Origin of the sequence: Dawidia cretensis, from assembly GCF_018598175.1 — a bacterium.
GTDB lineage: Bacteria > Bacteroidota > Bacteroidia > Cytophagales > Cyclobacteriaceae > Ohtaekwangia > Ohtaekwangia cretensis.
In genome coordinates this window covers 19,968-42,298 of sequence record NZ_JAHESE010000005.1, presented here as the reverse complement: position 1 = coordinate 42,298, position 22,331 = coordinate 19,968, and the positions used below count along the sequence as shown (strand labels likewise).

21 protein-coding genes are annotated in these 22,331 nt (G+C 51.8%); 2 read left to right on the top strand and 19 right to left on the bottom strand.

The features are described 5' to 3' along the window. Positions 1 to 9: 9 nt before the first annotated feature. The 17 genes from KK062_RS07590 to KK062_RS07510 form a co-directional block, all read right to left on the bottom strand. Positions 10 to 486, bottom strand: coding sequence for an Lrp/AsnC family transcriptional regulator (locus KK062_RS07590; RefSeq protein WP_254083669.1), 477 nt, complete (start codon positions 484 to 486; stop codon positions 10 to 12). Between the two features lie 132 nt (positions 487 to 618). Beyond that, positions 619 to 1,788 (bottom strand): glycosyltransferase, encoded by a 1,170-nt coding sequence (locus KK062_RS07585; RefSeq protein ID WP_254083668.1) that lies wholly within the window; start codon positions 1,786 to 1,788, stop codon positions 619 to 621. Positions 1,789 to 1,792: 4 nt separating this feature from the next. After that, the gene (gene asnB, locus KK062_RS07580; protein ID WP_254083667.1) at positions 1,793 to 3,646 is read right to left on the bottom strand and encodes an asparagine synthase (glutamine-hydrolyzing); all 1,854 of its coding nucleotides are present in this window, start codon (positions 3,644 to 3,646) and stop codon (positions 1,793 to 1,795) included. A 3-nt stretch (positions 3,647 to 3,649) separates the two neighbouring features. Further along, positions 3,650 to 4,615: a class I SAM-dependent methyltransferase gene (locus KK062_RS07575; RefSeq protein ID WP_254083666.1), complete on the bottom strand. Its 966-nt coding sequence runs from the start codon at positions 4,613 to 4,615 to the stop codon at positions 3,650 to 3,652. 12 nt (positions 4,616 to 4,627) lie between these two features. Continuing rightward, positions 4,628 to 5,506 carry a glycosyltransferase family 2 protein gene (locus KK062_RS07570; RefSeq protein WP_254083665.1) on the bottom strand — a complete coding sequence of 293 codons (879 nt, stop codon included), beginning with the start codon at positions 5,504 to 5,506 and terminating at the stop codon, positions 4,628 to 4,630. An 87-nt stretch (positions 5,507 to 5,593) separates the two neighbouring features. Next, on the bottom strand, positions 5,594 to 6,727 hold the full coding sequence (locus KK062_RS07565) for a glycosyltransferase family 4 protein (RefSeq protein WP_254083664.1): 1,134 nt from the start codon (positions 6,725 to 6,727) through the stop codon (positions 5,594 to 5,596). Further along, positions 6,724 to 7,635 carry a glycosyltransferase family 2 protein gene (locus KK062_RS07560; protein WP_254083663.1) on the bottom strand — a complete coding sequence of 304 codons (912 nt, stop codon included), beginning with the start codon at positions 7,633 to 7,635 and terminating at the stop codon, positions 6,724 to 6,726. Before KK062_RS07560 ends, KK062_RS07565 begins: the two co-directional genes overlap by 4 nt. Beyond that, the gene (locus KK062_RS07555; RefSeq protein WP_254083662.1) at positions 7,632 to 8,444 is read right to left on the bottom strand and encodes a glycosyltransferase family 2 protein; all 813 of its coding nucleotides are present in this window, start codon (positions 8,442 to 8,444) and stop codon (positions 7,632 to 7,634) included. The genes KK062_RS07560 and KK062_RS07555 overlap by 4 nt, the downstream gene beginning before the upstream one ends. Beyond that, positions 8,441 to 9,343, bottom strand: coding sequence for a hypothetical protein (locus KK062_RS07550; RefSeq protein WP_254083661.1), 903 nt, complete (start codon positions 9,341 to 9,343; stop codon positions 8,441 to 8,443). Before KK062_RS07550 ends, KK062_RS07555 begins: the two co-directional genes overlap by 4 nt. Then, positions 9,340 to 10,314 carry a glycosyltransferase family 2 protein gene (locus KK062_RS07545; protein WP_254083660.1) on the bottom strand — a complete coding sequence of 325 codons (975 nt, stop codon included), beginning with the start codon at positions 10,312 to 10,314 and terminating at the stop codon, positions 9,340 to 9,342. The genes KK062_RS07550 and KK062_RS07545 overlap by 4 nt, the downstream gene beginning before the upstream one ends. After that, positions 10,314 to 11,027: a class I SAM-dependent methyltransferase gene (locus tag KK062_RS07540; protein ID WP_254083659.1), complete on the bottom strand. Its 714-nt coding sequence runs from the start codon at positions 11,025 to 11,027 to the stop codon at positions 10,314 to 10,316. The genes KK062_RS07545 and KK062_RS07540 overlap by 1 nt, the downstream gene beginning before the upstream one ends. A 9-nt stretch (positions 11,028 to 11,036) precedes the next feature. Next, positions 11,037 to 12,194 (bottom strand): ABC transporter ATP-binding protein, encoded by a 1,158-nt coding sequence (locus KK062_RS07535; protein WP_438835849.1) that lies wholly within the window; start codon positions 12,192 to 12,194, stop codon positions 11,037 to 11,039. Then, positions 12,191 to 13,024 carry an ABC transporter permease gene (locus KK062_RS07530; RefSeq protein WP_254083658.1) on the bottom strand — a complete coding sequence of 278 codons (834 nt, stop codon included), beginning with the start codon at positions 13,022 to 13,024 and terminating at the stop codon, positions 12,191 to 12,193. Before KK062_RS07530 ends, KK062_RS07535 begins: the two co-directional genes overlap by 4 nt. A gap of 33 nt (positions 13,025 to 13,057) precedes the next feature. Beyond that, positions 13,058 to 14,245, bottom strand: coding sequence for a hypothetical protein (locus KK062_RS07525; RefSeq protein ID WP_254083657.1), 1,188 nt, complete (start codon positions 14,243 to 14,245; stop codon positions 13,058 to 13,060). Positions 14,246 to 14,302: 57 nt separating this feature from the next. After that, on the bottom strand, positions 14,303 to 16,276 hold the full coding sequence (locus KK062_RS07520) for a hypothetical protein (RefSeq protein WP_254083656.1): 1,974 nt from the start codon (positions 16,274 to 16,276) through the stop codon (positions 14,303 to 14,305). Continuing rightward, on the bottom strand, positions 16,273 to 17,055 hold the full coding sequence (locus KK062_RS07515; protein ID WP_254083655.1) for a class I SAM-dependent methyltransferase: 783 nt from the start codon (positions 17,053 to 17,055) through the stop codon (positions 16,273 to 16,275). The genes KK062_RS07520 and KK062_RS07515 overlap by 4 nt, the downstream gene beginning before the upstream one ends. After that, on the bottom strand, positions 17,048 to 17,995 hold the full coding sequence (locus tag KK062_RS07510) for a glycosyltransferase family 2 protein (RefSeq protein WP_254083654.1): 948 nt from the start codon (positions 17,993 to 17,995) through the stop codon (positions 17,048 to 17,050). Before KK062_RS07510 ends, KK062_RS07515 begins: the two co-directional genes overlap by 8 nt. A gap of 307 nt (positions 17,996 to 18,302) precedes the next feature. Here KK062_RS07510 and KK062_RS07505 point away from each other — a divergent pair, with 307 nt between their 5' ends. After that, a complete protein-coding gene (locus KK062_RS07505; protein WP_438835848.1) occupies positions 18,303 to 19,151 on the top strand; it encodes a glycosyltransferase family 4 protein in 849 nt (282 codons plus the stop codon). On the opposite strand, the gene KK062_RS07500 is transcribed toward KK062_RS07505, so the two are convergent. Both KK062_RS07500 and KK062_RS07495 read right to left on the bottom strand, forming a co-directional pair. Beyond that, entirely contained in the window at positions 19,094 to 20,422 is a 1,329-nt protein-coding gene (locus tag KK062_RS07500; RefSeq protein ID WP_254083652.1) for a hypothetical protein, read from the bottom strand. The two genes, KK062_RS07505 and KK062_RS07500, sit on opposite strands and share 58 nt — an antisense overlap. 23 nt (positions 20,423 to 20,445) lie before the next feature. Continuing rightward, positions 20,446 to 21,654 carry a tetratricopeptide repeat protein gene (locus tag KK062_RS07495; protein WP_254083651.1) on the bottom strand — a complete coding sequence of 403 codons (1,209 nt, stop codon included), beginning with the start codon at positions 21,652 to 21,654 and terminating at the stop codon, positions 20,446 to 20,448. On the opposite strand from KK062_RS07495, the gene KK062_RS07490 reads away from it, so the two are divergent. Beyond that, entirely contained in the window at positions 21,653 to 22,276 is a 624-nt protein-coding gene (locus tag KK062_RS07490) for a hypothetical protein (RefSeq protein WP_254083650.1), read from the top strand. The two genes, KK062_RS07495 and KK062_RS07490, sit on opposite strands and share 2 nt — an antisense overlap. Positions 22,277 to 22,331 lie beyond the last annotated feature (55 nt).

The window sequence follows — 22,331 nt, the reverse complement described above, 5'->3', positions numbered from 1 at the left end:
CTTCCTTTATTATCCGGGTATCGGAAGCGATTTACTGTCTTTGAAGGTAGAGAGGATCACCATCGACTGCAGGCTGTCGACCACTTCAATGTTCGACACCTTGTCCAACATCAGTTGTTGATACGCCGCGATGTCGGCACAGACAATCTTCAGAATGAAGTCGCCCGAGCCCGTGATGTGATGACATTCCACCACTTCGTCTACTGCTTTGATAGCGGTTATAAATTTGCTGATGTTCTCTTTATTGTGACCCTTCAACGAAGCCATCACAAATGTGCTCACACCTAAGCCTACGGCGGCCGGGTCGATCACGGCATGATAGCTTCTGATCACTCCGGAAGTCTCCAGCTTATTCACACGCTCCAGCGTCGGCGCCGGCGACAGACCGATCTCCTTGGCTAGCTGTGCATTTGTAATATTCGAATTACGCTGGAGGATTTCCAGGATCTTACGATCCGTACCGTCTAGTTTAATGTTCTTAATCATAATATAAAGCGAGGGTTCGTTTTCCAAATAAAATTTGGCCAAAAATAAGGGAAAAATGCAATTCTATGGCTAACGGCTGTTAATAATAATTTAAGAGGGATAAAACGTAGGTGAAGTACAAAAGAAGATCGGCTAGCCGCCAAGCCTATGGTATACCGTGTTATACCGCTTTACCCCCTCGGCCAACGAGAAAAAGTCGTCAAAGAATGCACGCGATACCGGGCCGGATGATACCGGAATAATAGGGGTTTGTTGTGCGTGCGGGTCCACCACCACCAGGCTATCAAGCTTATCTGCCAGAAAGGCCACATCGCCCCACCCAGGATTGGTAATAACAGGTACCCCCATCGCCAGCACCTCGGCCATCTTCGTCGCCGATGAGCCTTTCTTCGAAAACGATGGCTTGATAAAACAGACCGAGGCATCCGCCAAACTGATCAGGACGGGTACCTCCTGCCGGCTCACCGTACGGACAATAAAATCAGCATGGGGTATAACCTTGTCGACATCAGGCGTGAGGACAAGGAATTTAGCATTTGCATGCTCTTTTTGAAGGCGCTCAAAGAACAAAACCATTTCATTCCACAGGTACCAGGTTCCGATAGAGCCCAGGTACAGCAGCACATAGGCCCCGGGTGGTATACCCAGCTGCGTGCGCCATGCCTCGGTATCGGGGACTGCAACCGCACCGCGATCAAAAAGTTGTAAGTCGACACAACAAGGTATAACCGTAATCTTGTCGTCCACACCCCACGAAAGGATCTCCGCTCGTGCAGCCATGGTCAGCACAATCACCGCGTCGGCATCGTGCAGAAACTTGCGCTCTTGTCCTTTAAAGAACTTATAGACGCGGCGGTACAACGGACTGTTCAGGTTCCAGAGCCCTCCTTCTACACGCTCGTCCGCCCAGAACCCGCGCATATCAAAGATGAACCGTATGCCGTGCTTATTCTTCAGCCAGCGCCCCACCAGCGCCGTGATATAGCTTCGGCAATGCACAATCGTAAACGGCGTTTGCGCGTGAAGCTTTTGTGCCAGCTGCCGCATACGCCAAACGTCGTACAACGTAGAAAATACCGGCGGCTGCTTATGATACCGCAGGGGATGCCATGTCAGGTTATTCTGCCGGCAAAACTGGTGTATCTGTTCACCACCGGTTTCCAGCTTATCGTCTTTCTCAAAGCTAATGATGGAAATACGATGCCCCCGCGCGGCCAGGCCGGCGAGGTAGGGTAATATCTGCGATTGTCCCAGTGGATCGGTTAGGCCGTCATACGAAAGGTATAATACATTTTCCGCCATGGCCTTATCCGTTATCGTGTAGCCACTTGTGCAGAACAATCAACACCCACAGGCGGTTATACAGATAATCCTTCCCGCCAAAGAAGTCCTTCACCAACTGCTTGACATAACCGGCATCCAACACCCCCGCCGTGGCTACTGCCTCCGGGCTCAGGTAACGTTCCACCAGGTAACGCAAATCACCCTTTAACCACGTGGCCAGCGGCACGCTAAAGCCCCACTTAGGCCGGTCTACCAATGCCGAAGGTATATATTCCCGCAGCAGCTCTTTCAAGAGCCACTTGGCGCGTCCATCACGGACTTTCAGCGAAGCATCCAGCGAGAAGGCAAACTCAACGAGGCGATGGTCCAGCAAGGGCGAGCGGCATTCCAACGCATAATACATCGATGCCCGGTCTACCTTTACCAACAGGTCGTCACGCAGGTAATACTCCAGGTCAAACAGCGCCTGTCGTTCGCCCGCTGTAAAGCGCTGTTTACTATCCGTGGCATCCTGATAGCGAAAGGGCGTAAACCCGTTGGCATACGTATCCAGCTCTTGTTGTGAAAAGAAATATTGCTCTTGTGAAAAGATGTGGCTTCGTTCACTTCCCAGGGGAGACGCCAGCAGGTGCCCAATACGCTCCATGCGGCTTGTGCCGGCAGCTTTTAACACTCCCCTGAGCGGTGCACGCAACAGTCCCATGCCGGGCCGGTCCAGGCGGTTGGCCCAGGTGTATGTGCCATACCCCTGAAAAAGCTCATCACCGCCATCACCCGTCAATACCACTTTCACCTGCTGCCGCGCCAGGCGCGACACCAGCATAGTGGGGATGGCCGAGGTATCCGCAAAAGGTTCGTCAAAATGTTGCAGATAGGTTTCCAGGATACCCAGCGCTTCCTTTTCAGACAACGTATAGGCTGTATGGTCCGTGCCCAGATGTTCGGCCACTGCGCGTGCATACCGGCTTTCGTCAAACTTGCTTTCTTCAAAGCCAATGCTAAAGGTCTTCAGAGGGGTGCTCCGTTGTGCCGCCGCGACAGCCGTCACCAGCGACGAATCGGTACCGCCACTGAGAAACGCGCCCAGCGGTACATCGCTAATCATGCGTTTCGCCACGGCATCATGCAACAGTGTGCGCAGGGTATCTTTCACCTGCGCTGCATCCGTCAGGATCACATCCGATAAGTGATCTTGCAATTGCCAATAGGGACGGGCGTAGATCCGCAACGAGGCATCACACTCGCCGATATGCCCTGCCGGGAACTTAAAGATATTTTCGTAGATCGTCGCGGGACCTGGTATATAGCCCAGGTGCAGAAAGGTTGTAAAAACATCGCGGTTGATCTTTGCCTCCCGCCGGATCTCTGGGTCGCGCAACAACGCCTTCATCTCCGAGGCAAACGCCAGCGTTGTTCCCGACTGAAAATAGAACAAGGGCTTCTTGCCCGCGCGGTCACGCAACAGGTATACCTTGCCAGTTTGCTGGTCAGCAATAATGGCGGCAAACATTCCTTCCAGCCGGCCTGCAGCACCTTTACCCCACACGGCAAACGCTTCAACCAATACCTCGGTATCGCTCGTCGTGCGGAACGTTACGCCGTGACGTTCGCTAAGCTCGTTGCGCAGGGCCTGGAAGTTGTAGATTTCGCCATTGAAGACCACCACATACCGGTTGTCTCGCGAGTAAAAAGGTTGGTTCGCGTCGGTGCTCAGGTCGATGATGCTGAGCCGTGTATGCCCCAGGCCGACGGTTGCGCCCGCATCTACCCATACGCCTTGCGCGTCGGGGCCGCGATGCGCAAGGGCCATGGTTATCTGCCCGATGCGCTCACGCGTAACGCCCGCGCGCGAGAGAATACCTGAAATGCCGCACATAAACTATCGTATGCCTTTTACTGTATAGATTTCGTTGCCATCGCCATACCGCACAACCGAGGGGATCACCTCGCGCATGCCCGCTTCTGCAAACCATTTGGCAACGGTCTCCAGGCGCTGCGGCTGATCGTATTGTGGCGAAAACATATCAAAGGTATCTAATATCACCCATTCCCGCAGTTCTTCCTCCGACAGATTCGTTGGCAGTGTGCGACGAATGTCGCAGATCGGCAGGAACCGGTTCACGATCCGGCCTACACCCAGGCGATCAAAAAAACGATACGCACGGATAAGCCTGTCTGCGTGTTTCTCAATAAGATTCAACAGCCGGATGTGATCCATCCGGCGCGTAAACGGGCGCAGCAGATATTTCGCATGGATCTTCGTATACCATCCTTTTACCGGATAAAAATCCACGATCAGCTCGCCCCCTGGTTTTACCATCCGGATCAGACATTCTACCGAATGCTTAACGTCTGGCGTATGCTGCAACACGCCAAAACAAAATACCTTGTCGAATTGCCCCGCAGCAAACGGCAGCTCATATACGCTCGCCTGGAAAAGATTCAGACGATCATCGCTGCCATTGTTGCGATAGTTGGCCTCTACGGCGTCCGAATAATCCACGCTATACAATGTTGCCTGTGTATGCTGTAGAACAACCTGTGAGAACCGGCCCGCACCCGAGCCCACTTCTAAAATATTTTGCCCCGAAAGATCTTGCTCATTCCAACGCGTCACGGCGAAGAACCGGTCATAGCTCTGCGACGAATGACGCTGAAAGCGATCTACCTGCGTACGCTCAAAACGGTTCCATTGAAAACCGAAACTACCGGTGTAATTATCGCTCTTCACAAAACGCCATGCACCATTCACCCGGGGAAACGAATCCCCCGTGCTATCGATCAGCTGCGCTGACTGCTGCGTAAGCGGAGCACCCGTGTTCGGATTGATCAGTTGAGGGGTCATATTATTCAAGTACTATAGAATCGTATTTTTAATCACTGCCGCAAACCGCCGGGTGAAAAACACAGTGGGCTTGTTCTTGACGGCGGCCACCAGGTAGCGAATTACTTTACCGGTCGACAGTCCGGCCATGGCAAAGTGTAAGGCCATATAAATAAACAGGTAGGCGCGGAAGGTTCCCAGCCGGCGACCGTAAACCTGCATAAAACGTTCGTCCTGTTCCAGCGAGGTCTGCAAAAGCGCGATGCGGTACACAAACTTCGCTTCATTCATTTTCAGCACACTGCGCGACTGGTGATCCACTACCGTAGACGTGACCGTGTTGATACAATGAAAATCAAAACGCGCGGCCAGGCGTAACCACAATTGGTAATCTTCCGAGGCGTGCAGCTTTTCGAAAAAGGGATATTGTAAACAAACGTCGGTGCGGATAAACACACCGTTGCAGCTCAAATGATTGCCGTCGATCAACAGGTCGTTGATCTTCGCCGGCAGGGTATCAACGGCTCGAAGCAGTCGCTTCTTATCGTCCCTGACGTCATAACCCAAGTGAAAGACTTCGGGAGACTGTAACCGCTGCACCGTTTCCCACGCCGTGTGTACGTGGTGCGGATAAGCCAGATCATCAGAGTCAAAAAAGTTGATGTAGTCACCCTTCGCCAGCCGTGCCCCATAATTCCGCGCCGCCGACCGCTCGCCATTCTCCTTACGAAAATAGCGTACGCGTTTGCGGTCGAATGTTTCCATCACCGCACGCGTGTTGTCCGTACTACCATCATCTATTACAATGATTTCAAAATCAGACGCGGCAGCGTCCTGACTTAACAGGGACGATAAGGTCTTGCCGATATAACCGGCGCGGTTATAGGTGGGAATGACGATGGAGAGGAACATCTGATTTTACGGCAAGCAATGATACAGACCTTTTGAGCAAAATTAAGCAGATTGCCAGGGGAAACCTTAAGCATGTCTGTTTTTCCCTCAGATGCGCGCTTTTGAAGACGCTTGATACGCGGCATCCAGGCGCTCGATCATAACAGGCATACCAAACCGCTGGGTTACTGCCTCGTACCCTTGAGCGGTAACACGCTCGCGCAGCGTCACATTCTGTAGCAGATCCTGGATAGCATGCGAGATCGCGGCAGCATCGTGGTAGGGAACCACCCGGGCGTTCACCCTATCTTCCACAAACTCCCGGGCAATGCCCGACAGCGTAAAGACCGAGGGCACCCGCATCGCCAACGCTTCTACATACGTCTGCCCAAACGCCTCACAATCAGGCGCGATTGGCACGTGCACAAAAACATCGAACAATGCATACAGCGCCCGGACGTCCTCCTCAAACAAGATCTCAGTAAAAGACCCCGGCGGTAGCGCGTGCAGTTTTGAAGACAACACCTCTTTGTAATCACCACTGGCATTGCTCAGGACCAGGTGCGCTTGCGGGTAGCGCTGGCGCAGTGCAGCAAATGCCTCAATCGTGTATTGAATACCCTTAAGATGCGTATAGCGGGAAATGACGCCAACGACCGGATGTTGCCCGGTGGGAATGCCGTGTTTGATTCGCACCGCTTCGATCTCTTCTGGCCGGCGCACAAAGTAAGAAAAATCAAATCCGTGCGGAATCCGTGTGATCTTTTCCGGCGCCACATGTTCCCGTGTCACCAGCACATTCTCCACCACCTGGCTGATGGCGACCAGCCGGGTCGAAAAGAAATTGATGATCCTGTCGAGAACGACAGCCTTCTTAAAATAATCGTGGTGATAGCTGCTATAGTGTCTCGTATAAATTCGGTGACGCACACCGGCCAGCCAGGCCGCCGGCAGCGCGATAATGCCGGCGTAAAATAAATGTACATGCACTACGTGCGGCTTCGTACGACGCAAAATCCGGAAGATCTTGTAAAAGGTCGGCAGCAGGTCGGCCTTGCCGTCATACGGCACGACATCGTATGGTACGTTTTGCTGCTGCAGAAATTGGGTGAAGGGTGTGTTATCCTTTCCCATCATGATAAAGGACAAGTCATATTTTGTCCGGTCCAGGTTTTCAATCACCCACTCGACGGGCAACGACTTCTCTACAAAAGACAGAATATACACCAGCTTCTTTTTCATACGAAGTCCGTAGAGTTTGCTGTAACGATCACATCGTAAAACCGGTAGCGGATCTTCACCGGCAGAAAGGTAAATACACCCACGTCCGCCCACCGGATATAGAAGGGAAATGCGAAGAAACGATAGATCATTTTTTTCAACAGATTTCCCTGCCAGGGCGTTTCCGCGGTATACTTCTTCACGGCCGGATTGCGTTCGCGCAGCGCACGATGCGCATCTTTATATTGATTCAAGCGGCGTACATACACCTGCATGCTCTGTTGCAGATGATGACCGACACGCAATGCCGGATCAAAATACAGTTTATATCCCTTCTCGAATAATTTCACTGCCAAATCAAAATCCTCGGCATCGCGCAGGCCTTCATCGAAACCACCCACCTCATAAAAGATTTTCTTTTGCACGAACGCATTCGCAGCCGACATATACGGCGTCTTCATATACCCCGCCGTGTTGCCGTTCAGGTTGGCGCTCCACTTCGTATTGAGGTATTCGAAATAGTGAAAGAACTCGTTCCGGCTTTCTTGTACAGAATAAAGCCCGCCGACTACCAGGGCTTCTCCTTGTTGGTGATATTGATAGTAACACCCGAGCACATCCGCCGCGACGATCACATCGTCGTCAAAAAATACAACGGCATCTGTCCGTGCCGCTTGTACGCCGGCATTCCGCGCACCCGCCCGCCCCTTGTTCTGTTGTACGACCACACGAAGCTGGAGGTTGACACCCGCCCCCTGCACCACGGCCTCGGTGTTGTCCGTGCTGCCATCGATCACCACGATCACCTCGAAGTCGCGAAACGATTGTTGCTCCAACGAACGCAGTACCGTCAGGATGCGCTGTGCTCCCTGATAGGTGGGAATCACCACCGACAGCCTTACCCCACTATTTTCTACGGTCGCTGTCATGGTATCAGTAAACGGTCTAACTGCCGGATCACAGATCGCTCTACCGGCGAGTAATACATATTCATAAAGATGGCGGCATTCTTTTCGATCAGATCCGACTTCGCCCCGCCGCTCTTACCCATCAGGTGCAACACCCTGGCCGCCGGCTCATAGGCAATATGATAGCCCAGCTTCTTAAACTCCAGGCACCACTGCATATCCTCACCATACATAAAGAAAGTCTCCGCCAGCTTGTTATCTTTTAGTTCGTGCAGCAGCTTCTTCTCAAACATAAAGCACGTCCCCCAGATCCAATCCGTCTCCACCGGTTCGGTGTGATCAAAGAAATAGCCCTGCAGTATTTTTCCACCGACACGACGGGGAAGGAACTTTTGTAACCGGAACAGCTCGAAGAGCTTATACCGGATCGAAGGGAACCGCTGGCAATTATGCTGCCGCGTGCCATCATCAAAGAACAGCGCCGGACCCACCACCGCCACACGCGGGTGCGCGCGCAAGTACTCCAGGCAAATATGCATGGCGTTGTTCTGCAATACCGTATCGCTGTTCAGTAAGACTATGTATTGCCCTTCGGCCACCGCAATGCCGAGATTGTTTCCGCCGGCGAAGCCCACGTTCTTTTCGCTCTTCACAAGCTTGATAAACGGATAGCGCGCAGCGAAATCCTGCGGGTCGCGTTCGCGCGAAGCATTATCCACGACAATGATCTCATACCGAACGTTCTGCGTCTGCTCAACAACACTATCAATACATTGGCATGTCAGGCCAAACGTATTGTAGTTGATGATGACGATGGACAGCGCGATCATGAAAATAATTTAGAATACAACGCCTTGATCCGCGCTACGTTTCGATTATTCCGCATCGCCAGGCGCAGGGGTGAAAGCGGAAAGACGGGAGGCTTATAGTTTTCCATAAACTCTTCCACCGACTTGCCCGGGCAGAATCCCAACGTAGGCCACACAGTTGCTTGTGCCGGGTGAAAATTCGACAAGTATTGATAATTATACTCATCCAATACTTTCCAGAGATTGTAATAGCTCTGCCGGGCGTTTCGCTCCACCAATTCATCGCCCACGTGCCCCCAGTTATTCATCTTAAACCATAGCTCGTCCTCCGACCGCGCCCAGGTTTCATGAATCACATAGTGCGACGTCAGGATATTAAAATGCCCGCTATGCCGCGCACGTTCATATTGCGGCAAGGTCGTCGCCACCGGTACCACTTCCGGCACCTGATCTTTAAAGTCGACATAGATATACCCATTGGGTACGCGTCGGATCAACGGAACCCAACAAACACAAACATTTATCGGCTTTTCCCTGCCAGTAGGGTTTGGGTTGATCTTTTTAAGTTGCCGGGTAAAGCTTCCAAAGTCCAGGAAATATTCGTCGCTGTCCACCTGCACGTGCCAACCGCCTTCTCCCAACCGCTGGGCCATTAGCATTCGCTGCCGGCTGTCGTTTTGCATCGGAGAGAGCCCATCGATGGAAAAATCGTCTTCGTACAGGTCGACCTTTTTATCCGGATCCGCCTGTGCCAGCCAGGTAGCAAAGGCTACTTCATCAAATGTATAGTGTTGCCGATTCCAGCTTGCACGATTTTTATCGAGTGAAAAACAAATCCTGTCCGCATGCGCATACACCCGCGGCAACGACCGCTTCAACATCTCCCAATCGTATGAAACGCAAAAACCAACCTTGATCATACCGTTGTTGTTTGGGTAGACGATTCCTTTCGCTTGAAGCGGTCCGCAAGCCGTCCGAAATAAAAACGCGTCGTCCGAAGCGGATGCCGCAGCAAGGTGCCGGCCAATAGTTGGAAAGCTTTGCCCCACTTACCTTGCACGCGATAGGCATACATGGCGCTCTTGTCGTACTCGAATTGGTTGTCGCGCATACATGCATGGTATTCCGATGCTGTGATCTGCCCGTGTTGATAATAATAGATTATAATCATGCTCCGCACTTCATACAGGTTCCGTTCCCGCTTGCTCAGCTTCAGTATTTGTGTACGGGTAAAATTGTCGGGCCGTACCCGATAAGAATAATATACCTGGTTGATCCCATAAATGCGATAGTGCGCCCCAATGCGATACCACATTTCCGTATCTCCGGAATCATGCAGGGAGAAAGGACCGATTTCCTCAAAGATGCGCCGCCGGATCAAGCCGATGCCCTGCTTCATAACGTTGTCCATCAGCATGCCATACGTGCCGCGCTTTACCAGAGAGGCTCCAGTAAACGCCGCATTCCGCGCATAGGCCGGCAGGTCACCTTCGATGCCTGGCAGAGGCTGGTTGTTGTCGTCAATCAGCCGATACTGTGAAAACACCATGCCCACCGATGCATCCTGCTCCAGGATGGTATAACATGCCTGGAGCATCTCCGGTGCCCATACGTCGTCACAATCGAGTTTGGTAAAATACCGGGCCGTGCAAAGCGACAATCCATAATTCCAGTTGCCCATCATCCCCAGGTTTTCCGGATTTCGAATCAGTTTGATCCGGGCATCCGCGGCGGCAAAGCCGGCAACAATATCTGCCGTACCATCGGTCGAGCGATCGTCTACAACGATTAGCTCCCAGTCTGTAAAGGTCTGGGCCATCACCGACCGGATCGTCTCCGCGATATATTTCTCCGTGTTGTAAGCAGGTATCAGAACGGATACGGCGGCCATTACTTTGTTGCTTCTAAGATCATTGTCTCCAGGGCGTTGTTCGCCTCACCCATCTCCACCATGTGTTGCTCTACATTCCGCAACATCGGGTCATCGCTTACCCCTACAGCACAACGCCGCACCTGGGTAAACCCCGCTTGCTGCAGGGCATGCGTCAGCGAGGACTCGTTGTAAACAAACTGGTGCCCGAATTGGTAGAACAGCGTGTTCACCATCTGCGCCGGGTCATAGGGCACAGTGGGACCGACAAACCGGTCAACATAAAACCGGATGTACCGCTGCACCGCCGGATCCTGACTGTCGGCCAGCACACGCACAACCGTCTGCAAGTCGGGCGTGGCGATTCGTATCTTGCCGCCCGGCTTCAGGGTCCGATAACACTCCTGCAGCATCTTTCGCCCGCCTTCATAGCTCACATGCTCGATCATGTGCTCGCTAAAAACATAATCCAATGAATTGCTCTCAAAAGGAAAGGTCTCCGTGGCATCCATATAGGCCACGGTGTTGGCCTTTGGCAGAATGTCTACGTTCAGCCACCCCTCGATCGAGTTGCTTTGCGCACCGATCTGAAGCTTTCGAACGGCATTCGTTTTCCGGTATGCGTCCAACAGCATCTGCTGCCGCCGTTTATGAAAATTAATATATTCTCTCTGCGGTGTCGTAAAAAAACCGTACTTGATCTTCCGGTATACCTTCTTTAATGGTTCAAGCATAGCATGTCGTTAGAAAAAATTCCACTGGCACTCAGGAATTATATAGCCGTCAAATTTTGCATTGCGACCTTGTTCAGGACTCATCTTTGTTATCTGGAACAGGATGGGGTCCTTTGTCTCAAAAAAGTTGCGACGGCTATCGCCAAACCATACGTATAGCTGGTATGTACCCTCCATAAACTTCGGCGACGAGATCGTTACCTCGATGCGTCCTTCGCGCGAGGGTTTGTAGGGTCGCATATTTACTTGTGACTTCATGGGGTTTGTACCCGCCAGCGGGTGGCCAAACATATCGCGTATAGAAAAACCGAGGTTGGGATAATCAATCACCGCGTCGTGCTGGTAGCACACGGTCAGCACAAGCGTCTCGCCTTGCTGTTGGATCTCTACCGAGCGCACCGAGCCTTTCTCGAGTGTCATGCTGTTATGGTGCGTCTCGTCGTGGTAGCTCCGTACAATCTCGTGAATGTCACCATAACCTTCCACCTGACCTTGCTTCAAAAAGACACCCTTCTTGCACAGAGCTGTTACTGCATCCATGTTGTGGCTGACAAATAAAATTGTCCGCCCCTGGCCGGCCACGTCTTCCATCTTTTTCAAGCACTTCTTTTGAAACTCGGCATCGCCCACGGCCAATACTTCGTCCACGATCAATATCTCCGGCTCCAGGTGTGCTGCCACGGCAAACGCCAGGCGTAATTGCATTCCGCTGGAATAATGCTTGATGGGTGTATCGAGAAAATTCTCCACGCCACTAAAGTCCACGATCTGATCAAAGCTCGCCGTGATCTCCGACCGGCGCATGCCGAGGATCGAGCCGTTCATAAAGATATTCTCCCGGCCGGTAAGCTCCTGGTGAAAGCCCGTTCCCACTTCCAGCAAGCTGGCAATGCGGCCACGGCTCACAATCCGACCGCTCGTGGGCGGCGTAATCCGGGAGAGAATCTTCAACAAGGTAGACTTGCCGGCGCCATTCTTACCAATAATCCCGAGCGACTCACCGGGCGCCACGGAAAATGAAACATCTTGCAAAGCCCAGAAGGGCTCTTGTTTTTCACGGCCACGGAAAAGACCCGTCAGACGCTCACGCAGACTTAAATAAGGCAGCCCTTGATGACTGATCAGAAAGAGCTTGGAGATGTGCTCAATGTCGAGGATGGATTTCACGCAATGTCAGCAAAGTAGGCTTCCGTTCTTCTAAAATAATATAATCCCAGTACCAGAAAAATAACTGTCGATCCCATACTTATATACAGCAGGGGCATGTCAAAGGTCATCGGCATCAACCCGGCACGGAACAATGTAATGGCCGCGTACATGGGGTTGATGGCCAGACAGTAGCCAATCCAGGCATGGCCCGTGACGGTGGTGGGATAGATCACCGGGCTTACAAACAGCGCCAGCTGCAGGCCAAAGGGCACAACGTAGCGAAAGTCGCGATATTTCACGGTCAGCGCCGACAGCAAGCTGCCGATACCCAATGCGCCGACAAGGGTAATCAGTAACCCGAGCGGCCAGAAGAGCAGGATCGACAGCAACTCAACGTCTACTGCATAGTACACCAGCATGGCGACAAATACCACAAAGGCAATGGCCAGATCAATAAAGGATACCAGTAGCGACGATGTCGGAATGATGATCCGCGGAAAATATATCTTCTTGATGATGGGTGCATTGTTCAGCATGCTGTTCCCCGCTGTAATGATACTGGAGGAGAAAAAATTCCACAGCAACAAGCCGGAAAAGACAAACAAGGGGTATGGCAGCGGATCGGTGTTGATATTCAGCGCACGGCCGAAGAACAAGGTGAAAATGAGTACCATCAGCAAAGGCTGCATGACCACCCAGATTACACCCAGGGCGGTTTGTTTGTATTTGACCTTGACGTCGCGCCAGGTGAAAAAATAGAACAGCTCCCGGTATTGCCAAACTTCGGTAAGGTTCAAAGAGAACTTACGCGGGGGCTCTATAACCAATACATCCTCCAGATCCTTCATAGTATGACTATTTCCATGGCATCCATTCCCCCGTTACCGCATCATCCTGAACACTTGCATGGGCATCGGATAAAAGACACTAATATCGCTTGTACCGCCGGCATAGTAGGTTGGATACAGGCAAACCAACAATACGCCCAGGGCAATATAACGCAGCGTGCGTTCTGTCTGCGTTTTCTGCAGCACCACCAGGCTTGCAAATATCGCCGGCAGCAGATAGGCCATGCTCCGGGTCATGTCGAACACACAGACAGCCACAAAAATAATCACGCCCATACCCAGGATGAACAAGAAAGCAAAGGAATACTTACGTGCGTAGGCCAGTACAAAAAGGGCAACTATCACCAGGATCCAAAAACCCTCCAACCCCGTCCACACAGCAAATGGCGCCAGGTTGATCTGTCTCCCCTGGGTCAACGCCAGGTAGTCTGTCAGGCCCGTCGCGTTGGTCCGAAAACCGAAAACATGCGACAGGTAGGATCGAATCCCAAAATAAACGACCCACGACACTAACACGGCCACCAGCCGCTTGTTCAAAAAGAACAGGTGCTTAAATTTCAAGTCTGTCAGGTCGCGCGGATTGGCAAACACAAAAAACAGGTATACCAGACTGGAAGCAATCAACGCGCGTTCATCGGTGAAGTATGCCAGCAGTAAAAAAAGAAACGTCAGGATGGAAGGCCCGGCAAGCATACCCGCCACCAGGAAAAGAAAAGCAAATACGTCGAAGAATCCACGATAGTCCGAGCATAGTACATTTCCGATAAATACAAATGCCGTGGCCAGCGTGAGCAAACAGGCCACCACGTTATCCGTGACGAGCCTTTGAAACAGTCGGCCAACCAGCACAAACAAAACGATCAGGGCCACACCCTGAAATACCAGAAAACCCGTCAGCGTGTGAATCCCCGACAAACCGCCCAACAACGTGGGGGTGAACCGAAAAGCAATATTCGCAGCATGGCTGGCAGGATCGTACTCGACTGCGTTCAGAACATTGTGAGATTGTAATAACACCGCATCCCAACTGTGGGCCATTTCCGGCTTATTGGCAACATCGTACGATGGAAATGCAAAAAACAACGAAAGTATTACCGCTAAAAACGGCATGACGACCATCGCGTATCGCTTCTCCACTAGCGCGACGGTCGCGCCGATGATCCCGTCCGCGCCGCGCACCAGAATGTGCCCCAGATGCATACCTGTTCTGTTCAGTTCCATCTTAATTTTATCGCTCGGGCTATGGCCAATGATCTATTCGTGTATTGCTCCATGCCCTTATTTTAAGATCATAAAACGCTCACCTGATTTTGAATCCGTTATTTCGCGCGTCACTTCCGTTGCCAACGCCGCCGGCAAGGCTGCGTTAGCCGACAGGATCACAAACTGCATGTGATGGCGGCGAATAAACGCCACCTGCTCACGCTCGATGACGTCCCCGGACGGAACCTTGTTTTTGTGCGTTTGCATAACCTGCTTATAAAACAATCCGTTTTGAATAGCTTTCACCGACCGGTATTGATTTAATACCGACGACGAGTCTATGGGTGTGTTGAAGTCGCCGATGTTCACAACCGAAAGACCATCTCGCATGACGACCAAATAATCTCCCATGGGATACGCTGCATTATACTTCGAAAAAATATCTTTCAAGGCCCCTGCGTCCTTAATCGAAACACCGGCCTGAAGACGGTATTGCGCCACAGCCCGTTGCACCGCACTCAGATATTCCGACGAATGCACGTCCGGCGCATGCAGTCGTGAAAATGCCTGGGCTCCCTGCGCGAGCAATAAGGCCATCATCAGCATTAAACATGCCGTGCTATACTTCACCGCCCTACTCGAAAGCCGGTTATACACGTATATAACACCGACGGCCATCAGGATGTTTAACAACACAATGCTGATATTACTAAACACCTGAAAAGAATTCAGTTCCTGGTATAACAAAGCCCAGGCGCCGATACCACCCAGGATACACAGTATAACAACGCCTGCCGGTAAGAAATAACGCCTTGGCAGCCGTATCTTATTCACAACAATAAAGATCAGCAACGGCAACGCGACGGGTGCATATAAAATAAACAAGTGCAGCACACTCCCAACCACAATATTAAACCGTGTGCGCCACTGAAGACCGTCTGCCGCTTGCGCCAACAATTTTGCCGGCGCGGCAATTTCCGCTCCGCCCAACCCCAACTCATTTTGTTTGAAGATCGCATAAAAGATGAAGACACCACACACCGGCACCGCGAGACAAAGTACTTGCTGCCAGAACATGTGTGCCGGTACAGTCTTCCTGAAATACGCCACGACGACAACACCACCGGCAGCGCACCAAACCGGAAACGAAACGACGTTTGCCACCGGCAGACTACACAGGCAAAGCAGCGCCAGATTCGTTTGCCCATGTCGATACAACAACAAAGCCGACAACAGGAAAACATAAAAATACGACAGCTTGTTGATCGTGGGCGTCAGCACATTGAATTGCAAGCTTGCCAGGGATTGCAGGAAAGGATGGTATCGATAAAAATGAAAGTATATTCCACTGACAAACAACAGCGAAATCAACACCATGAACGAACGCCAGGGTATATCATGTTGGTGAACCAGCGCACCATATCCCAAAAACACAAACCAGAAAAAGAGTGGATATACCACCAGTTTGAGCGTGAGGTAATGATTCAAAGAAAATATCGTCGCCACCGCCGAGCCTCCCCACAAATCAAAATAATGATAAGGCTCCGCGCCGTGGTACGTCGCATCATAGATATTCAGAAAATTAAACCCGTTCTCATATCCGGTGAAGCCAATCATCTGAGATATTCGACTATACAGCACGTAATCTGTGTATCCATAGTCGGCCATGACGTCGTGCAGATCGGTATACAATGTCCACCAGCTCCACACAAACAGCAGCACCAGTGCCGCCAACGCAGATCCTACGACCGACCGGGCGGGCCGCACGACAGGTTTGATCGTTGCCCGGTTCTTCCGGACTTCCCAATACGCCAACGCCAGTATCGGAACAAAAACAAGATTTACTGTTATGCCGCCCGTACATACCGCGGCATAGACGATCAGTACCAACAGGTACCCCACAAATCCCCGGGTCAGCCACGATGCATACGGATTGCCTATGCGCCATCCAACCATGCGCTGCCCAATGCTTCCCAACAGACAAAGTACTCCCGCCGTCAGCAGGAGCACCACACCATATTGAACAAACAGGAAGCGCGCCTCGGTCATTTTGCTCGCTTTCGGGCAACCGCCAATACAGACGTACCGAGTGGGGGCGCTTTGAAGATTGCCATCTCCAGCTTCATCCAGATTTTGAACAATGTGTTCACTATCGGGGCAGGTGGTTTAAATCCGCGTTCGATGACTTTCTCTGGTGGCACAAACGCCAGGTATAGCTTGCGCAAAAGAGCGATGGGTATCAGCGATAATCCCCAATAGCCAACATGCAGCGGCTCCAGGCCACTGGCCTCCAACGCGGCGCGCAGGCTTTGCCGTGTGTACCGCCGCTTGTGACCCGCCGCCGTATCATACTTACTGAACAGTGTCTGCAAGGCCGGGACATTCACGACCACCAGGCCCCCGGGTTGCACGTGGTCATGCGCCGCCGTTAAAAAGCTGCGGTCATCATCGATATGCTCGATCACATCCAGCAGAAATACACCGACATACTTGCCCAGCATCTCCGCCTCTTGCTTATATATATCGTATACGTAAATGTTGCCTTTCACGGGAGGGATCTGTTGCAAGGCATACAGGTTCAGATCACAGCCATCGGTAATGAAGGCGGGATCGCGCTCGAGCTGTTGAATGAAGGCACCATGCCCACAACCGATCTCGAGAAAACGACCACCAGTTCCCGGTGTCAACGTACCGGCCTTGTGCAGCTGATGCACAATCGCACGAAAGCGCCACTCCATCCAAAAATGGTCGGGCGAGGCAATCGCGTACCACTCGTCTGCCATACTCACCGGGGCCGCCGGTGATAACATGATCACTTCTCTAGTCATGAATAATTTGTCCTTCTGTAATTCGCTCTTTGACAATAAACAATGGCCTGTTCTTTACCTGCAAAAACGTCCGCGACACGTACTCGCCGATGATACCGATCGAGACAAGCTGGATGCCACCGAATAAGATGACCATAAACAGCAGCGCCGTGAATCCCACCGGCACATCACCCCACACCAGTTTGCGCACGAGGGTAATAACAAAGTAGCCCACGGCAAGAATCAGGCAACACGCGCCGGAGAAGGTCAGAAACTTAATGGGAAAAACGCTGAAATTAAATATGCCTTCATAGGCCAGCTTCATCAACCGCGCCAGTGTGTATTTGGGCTCCCCGCCCGCCCGCGCATCCCGGTCATACGGAACACCCTTCTGGTTGAAGCCTATCCAACTGCGCAGTCCCCGCAGGAAGCGGTTGTCCTCGGGCATGCTGTTGATGATATTGGTCACCCGTCTGCTGATCATCGAAAAGTCACCCGAATCCAGAAATACCGGTGTGTTGGAAATACGCTGGAGCAAGCGATAGAACAAAAAATAGCTCATTCTCTTAAACGCTCCTTCCTTCCGCTTTTTCCGCACGCCATAAATGACGTCAAAACCTTCGAGGTAACATTGATAGAATTCGAAAAACAACTCCGGTGGGTCTTGCAGGTCACCATCCAGGATCATGACAGCTTCCGTCGCCCGTGCATACCGCAGACCTGCGCTGAGCGCATATTGGTGACCGAAGTTGCGCGAAAGAAAAATGCAATGATACCGTGGATTGTTCAGGGCCACCTGCCGCATCAGGTAAGGCGTCTCATCCCCACTACCGTCGTCAATGAGGATCACTTCCAGTGTCTGCTCCACACGTTCCGCCAACGCATCGATCCGTTGAATGAGCTTTTGAAACACCAGTGCCTCGTTGTACAGCGGAATAATGAAGGATATCTGCGGGGTCATTCGGAAAGTTCCTGTGATAGAAGGGCGCTAAATTCTCTCTAATTCCCGATTTTTAGGTGAATTTACAATGAAATTATTTTTACTCATACCGTACCCGGTAAAAGAATCGCCCTCCCAGCGCTTTCGCTTTGAACAGTATTTCCCCTTACTGACAACAACCGGTATCACCTATCGATACCAATCCTTTTGGGATCTCCAGGCATGGAGAATCCTGTACAAAAAAGGCCACGCTGTTCAGAAGGTCATGGGCTTTGTGCGCGGCATGCTGCGCAGAATGTTCGCACCGGTCCTCATACTCTCGTACGACATGGTCTTCATCCACCGCGAAACGATGCCCGTCGGTCCGCCGGTATTGGAGTGGTTCATTGCCAGGGTATTGCGCAAAAAAATCATCTATGATTTCGACGACGCCATCTGGCTTCCCAATACGTCTGATGCCAACAGCATCGCGGCACGTATAAAATGGCACAGCAAGGTGGCCGCCATTTGCCGGTGGAGCTATAAGGTTAGTTGCGGCAATGCTTACTTAGCCGACTACGCCCGGCAGTTTACGCCACATGTCGTGATCAACCCGACCACTATCGACACTGACCACCTTCACAATCCGGCGCTCTATCCACAGCAACCTGCCCGGACTGTCACCACCATCGGCTGGACGGGCTCGCACTCTACACTCAAATATCTCGACGACATTGTCCCGGTGCTTCAAACATTGGAAGCACGGCACGGTAACAGCATCGAGTTTGTCGTCATTGCCGACAAAGCCCCCACGCTGGCGCTCAAACACTTTCGCTTCGTGCCCTGGCGCAAAGAGCAGGAGGCGCAAGACCTATTACAGATCGACATTGGCATTATGCCGTTGACCGATGACATCTGGGCCAAAGGTAAGTGCGGCTTCAAAGCCCTGCAGTACATGGCACTGGAGATACCCGCCGTCATCGCGCCGGTGGGTGTCAATACGGAAATCGTTGACCCGGGGGAAAATGGATTCTTATGCAGTACGCCATCGGAATGGCTAGACGCACTGGAAGTGTTGATCAAACACAAAGACCAGCGACGCCGCATGGGCGAAAAAGGCCGGGAAAAGATCCTCCGTGCCTACTCCGTACGCTCCAATGCATCGACCGTACTAGGTCTGTTCACAAAATACAACTGAATTAACGTCAGGGTATAAAATGGCAGCAACGGAATCTTATACCGACTTAGGGTGCCGAAGTTGAACGACGACACGCCGACGGCAAAGGCAAAGGTAATGCTGAATACCAGGCAAAAAATTACGTGCGGGTTTGCCAGCGAACGCGTGATCATCCGCCGTCGCGCCACCAGTACATAGAGTGTTAATACCAACAATGCCGTCGACTCCAGTGCCGACATCAGCATCAACGGATTACGAACCTCCCAGAGGTACGGGCGGAAGAGCGATACGTTCACCGCCTGCGGAGCGAGCTTCATCATGCCGCCGAAAGAGCCGTCGAGCTCCCCCAGCGAATAGGTACTACCGGCATCGCGGCCCGTTTGATACGCGATATCATACGCCGTAAGCTTTGCCGTGCTGCCCAGCTTCTCGAGCGCATACCGCGGATCATCCTTCCCCACCTGTGCTACTGCATAGTACCCCAGTGTTGCCACGAGCATGGTAACGACCGGAAACATTAGCATTTTCAGCATCGCCGAGCGTACATATGTCAGATTGACGGCATATACCCATACTATAACGGCCGGCAGGTAACATAAAAGAATATACTTCTTGATCAGAAAAATAAAGTATAAGGATACAATCAGCGCGATCAACCGCGATACGCTGAATTGTCTGTCCAGAAAAATGCGTTTTATGCAAAATGTTGCAACGCCCAGGCCCGCCAGCGTAATGGTGTCCTTGAGCAGCCCCGACCCCCAAAAAACAACCGAGGGAATAAACAGCGTTGCCAGCGCGGTCCATTTATGTTGCTCGGGGGCAAGCTCGTAAAATGAACGGAAGAGCATCCATAAACCAATAAAGCTCACAACCGAGAATAATACCGCCGTGGCCGAATACGATGAAAATGTGATCAGGTCAAACACCGCGGCAATGCGGATGACAACGAACGATTGAGCATCCCGAAAAAAAGCAATACGGCTCGCGTACTCGTACACATCGCTGTGCATTTTTCCATTTGAAAACAACAATTTGAATCCCGTCTCCGGGTTGTCCATAAAGGCCCTCCAAATGTGCCGGCTGCCGTGTGTATGAAAATTATAGGTATCCCCGCCGTTGTAATAAAATTGGTATACAAACCCGAGCGCTAGCGCCCCCACGATCTTCGCAGTCAGCGCCGGAAAAAAATAGCGACGCGTCCAATCATCCGTTACCCGGGAGTAAACCAGATACGCGCCGACATACACCAGCACGATCACAAACGGTGTCACGATAAGATCCCTGAGCTCCACTTATTGTTTTTTAGTGGGATTCATTAGTCGCCTTTCTCCAATCGTTTTAGCTTCCACTTGGCATCTTTGTAAGCCTCGTCCTTGCGCCCCGCTTTCTTCTGCACCGCCTTAAACCAGGTCTTAGCTTCCGCCTTGCGTCCTTGTTTTTCAGCAATCTCGCCCAGGGCAATCATGGAGTAGAGGTAATAACCCGATTCCGTTGCGCCGATCTGCTCGGCAAACTTCATGCATAGCTCATACTGCTTCTTGGCGTCGTCCAGCTTACGCCGCGCCTCGTAGATTTGCCCCAGGAAGAACGACGCATACCGGCCGCTGGTGGCTTCGTAGCCCACCTGGCCACTGTCGATCTTCGCCAGGATGTTCTTACAAACCGGCTCTGCTTCCACATACCGACCCAGCGAATACAACATTCGTGCATAATACCGATGAAAATAAGGATTGTCCGGATAGGTTTGAAAAAGGTATTCACTGATTTGAAAGGCTTGCTGCTGGTCTTTCTCGTAGCTGTTCAAAATACGCATCAACCAGACCATCGCCTCCGTGCGTGTATAAAAGGCGTTGTACGACACCTCTTTCAGCTGCTTCAGCCCCAGGGCCTTGTCGCCCTTCCGGAAGAACCAAAGCACGGGCCGCAACGCGGGATAATTCTCGGGTACCCACACCGAAAAGTAATTATACAACGCATCGCCAAAGAGTAACTCAGGGCTCAGGTTTTCTTGCTCCTTGCCTTCCTCGAGATAGTTCAGTGCGCTTTTCCCGGCCGAGGCCGCCTTGCGCCAATTCTTACGTTCTTCATCCGAATACAAGCGGCCTTTGAAACCGTACGCCGCTGCCAGAAAGAAGGCTGCTTCCGTTTTGTAGGCCGGGTAATCGTCATACAGCTTCTCGCCCACCTCGATGGTCGAGTCCATATACGCCAGGAACTTCTCGTCGTGCGATGTGTCCTTGGTGTTCGGCATGATCTTCCACCACTCGATCAGTCCCATCAGGAAATACGGCAGCGGGTGCCACCGGTAGCGGGCCCGCAGGTATTGAAACTGGAACTCCGCCTCGGGAAACTTAAAATTATACAGATCGTTCAACGCCTGAGTACACTCCAGCTGGACCCCCACATTGGAAAGCAAAATGATGGTCGTATCTTTTCGGGTACTGGGCTGCGCCTGGCTCCGGATGTCGGCAACCAGCAGGAGAACCACCACGAGAAGGAAAATCTTGAATACAGAACACTCCATGCACGAAACTAAATCTTTCTTTGCTGCCGACAAAAAGCTGCTTTTTATCCTGTTATGTATGGCCTCCCTGTTGTTGTTATACATCAAAATTGCATTTATTGAAAACGAGACCGCCGCGTTCGAATTCCTGCAAGATCGCCCCCAGGGCGGCATCCTGCAGATCATCAACGCCGTTAAATACTTTTCCATCCCCTTTGTCTACGCCTGGAAATTCGTCGTCATCACCTTTGTCATCTGGGTGGGATGTTTCATGTTTGGCTACCGCGTCACCTACAGCCAGTGCTTCGGGGTTGTCATCGGCGCCGAATTTATCTTCCTCCTTCCCGAGGTTCTGAAAATCGCCTGGTTCATGGTCATCGAGACCGACCCTACTTATAACGACATACGCGGGTTCTACCCGCTATCCCTCATGCATTTTTTTGATTACAACACCCTTGACAAACGCTGGGCCTACCCCCTGCGCGCCCTCAATGTATTTGAGGTCGCGTATTGCTTCGCCCTGGTGGCCGGCATCCACCACTATGCGCAAAAAGACCGGCGCTACGTCTGGACCATCGTTTTGTGCTCCTATGTGCTTATTTTCCTACTCTGGCTGGTGTTTTATGTGATCGTCTACAAATAACCCCGGAGCACCGTTTTTAGGCATTATTTACTTATTTTCGCCCCCTAAGTCTTTA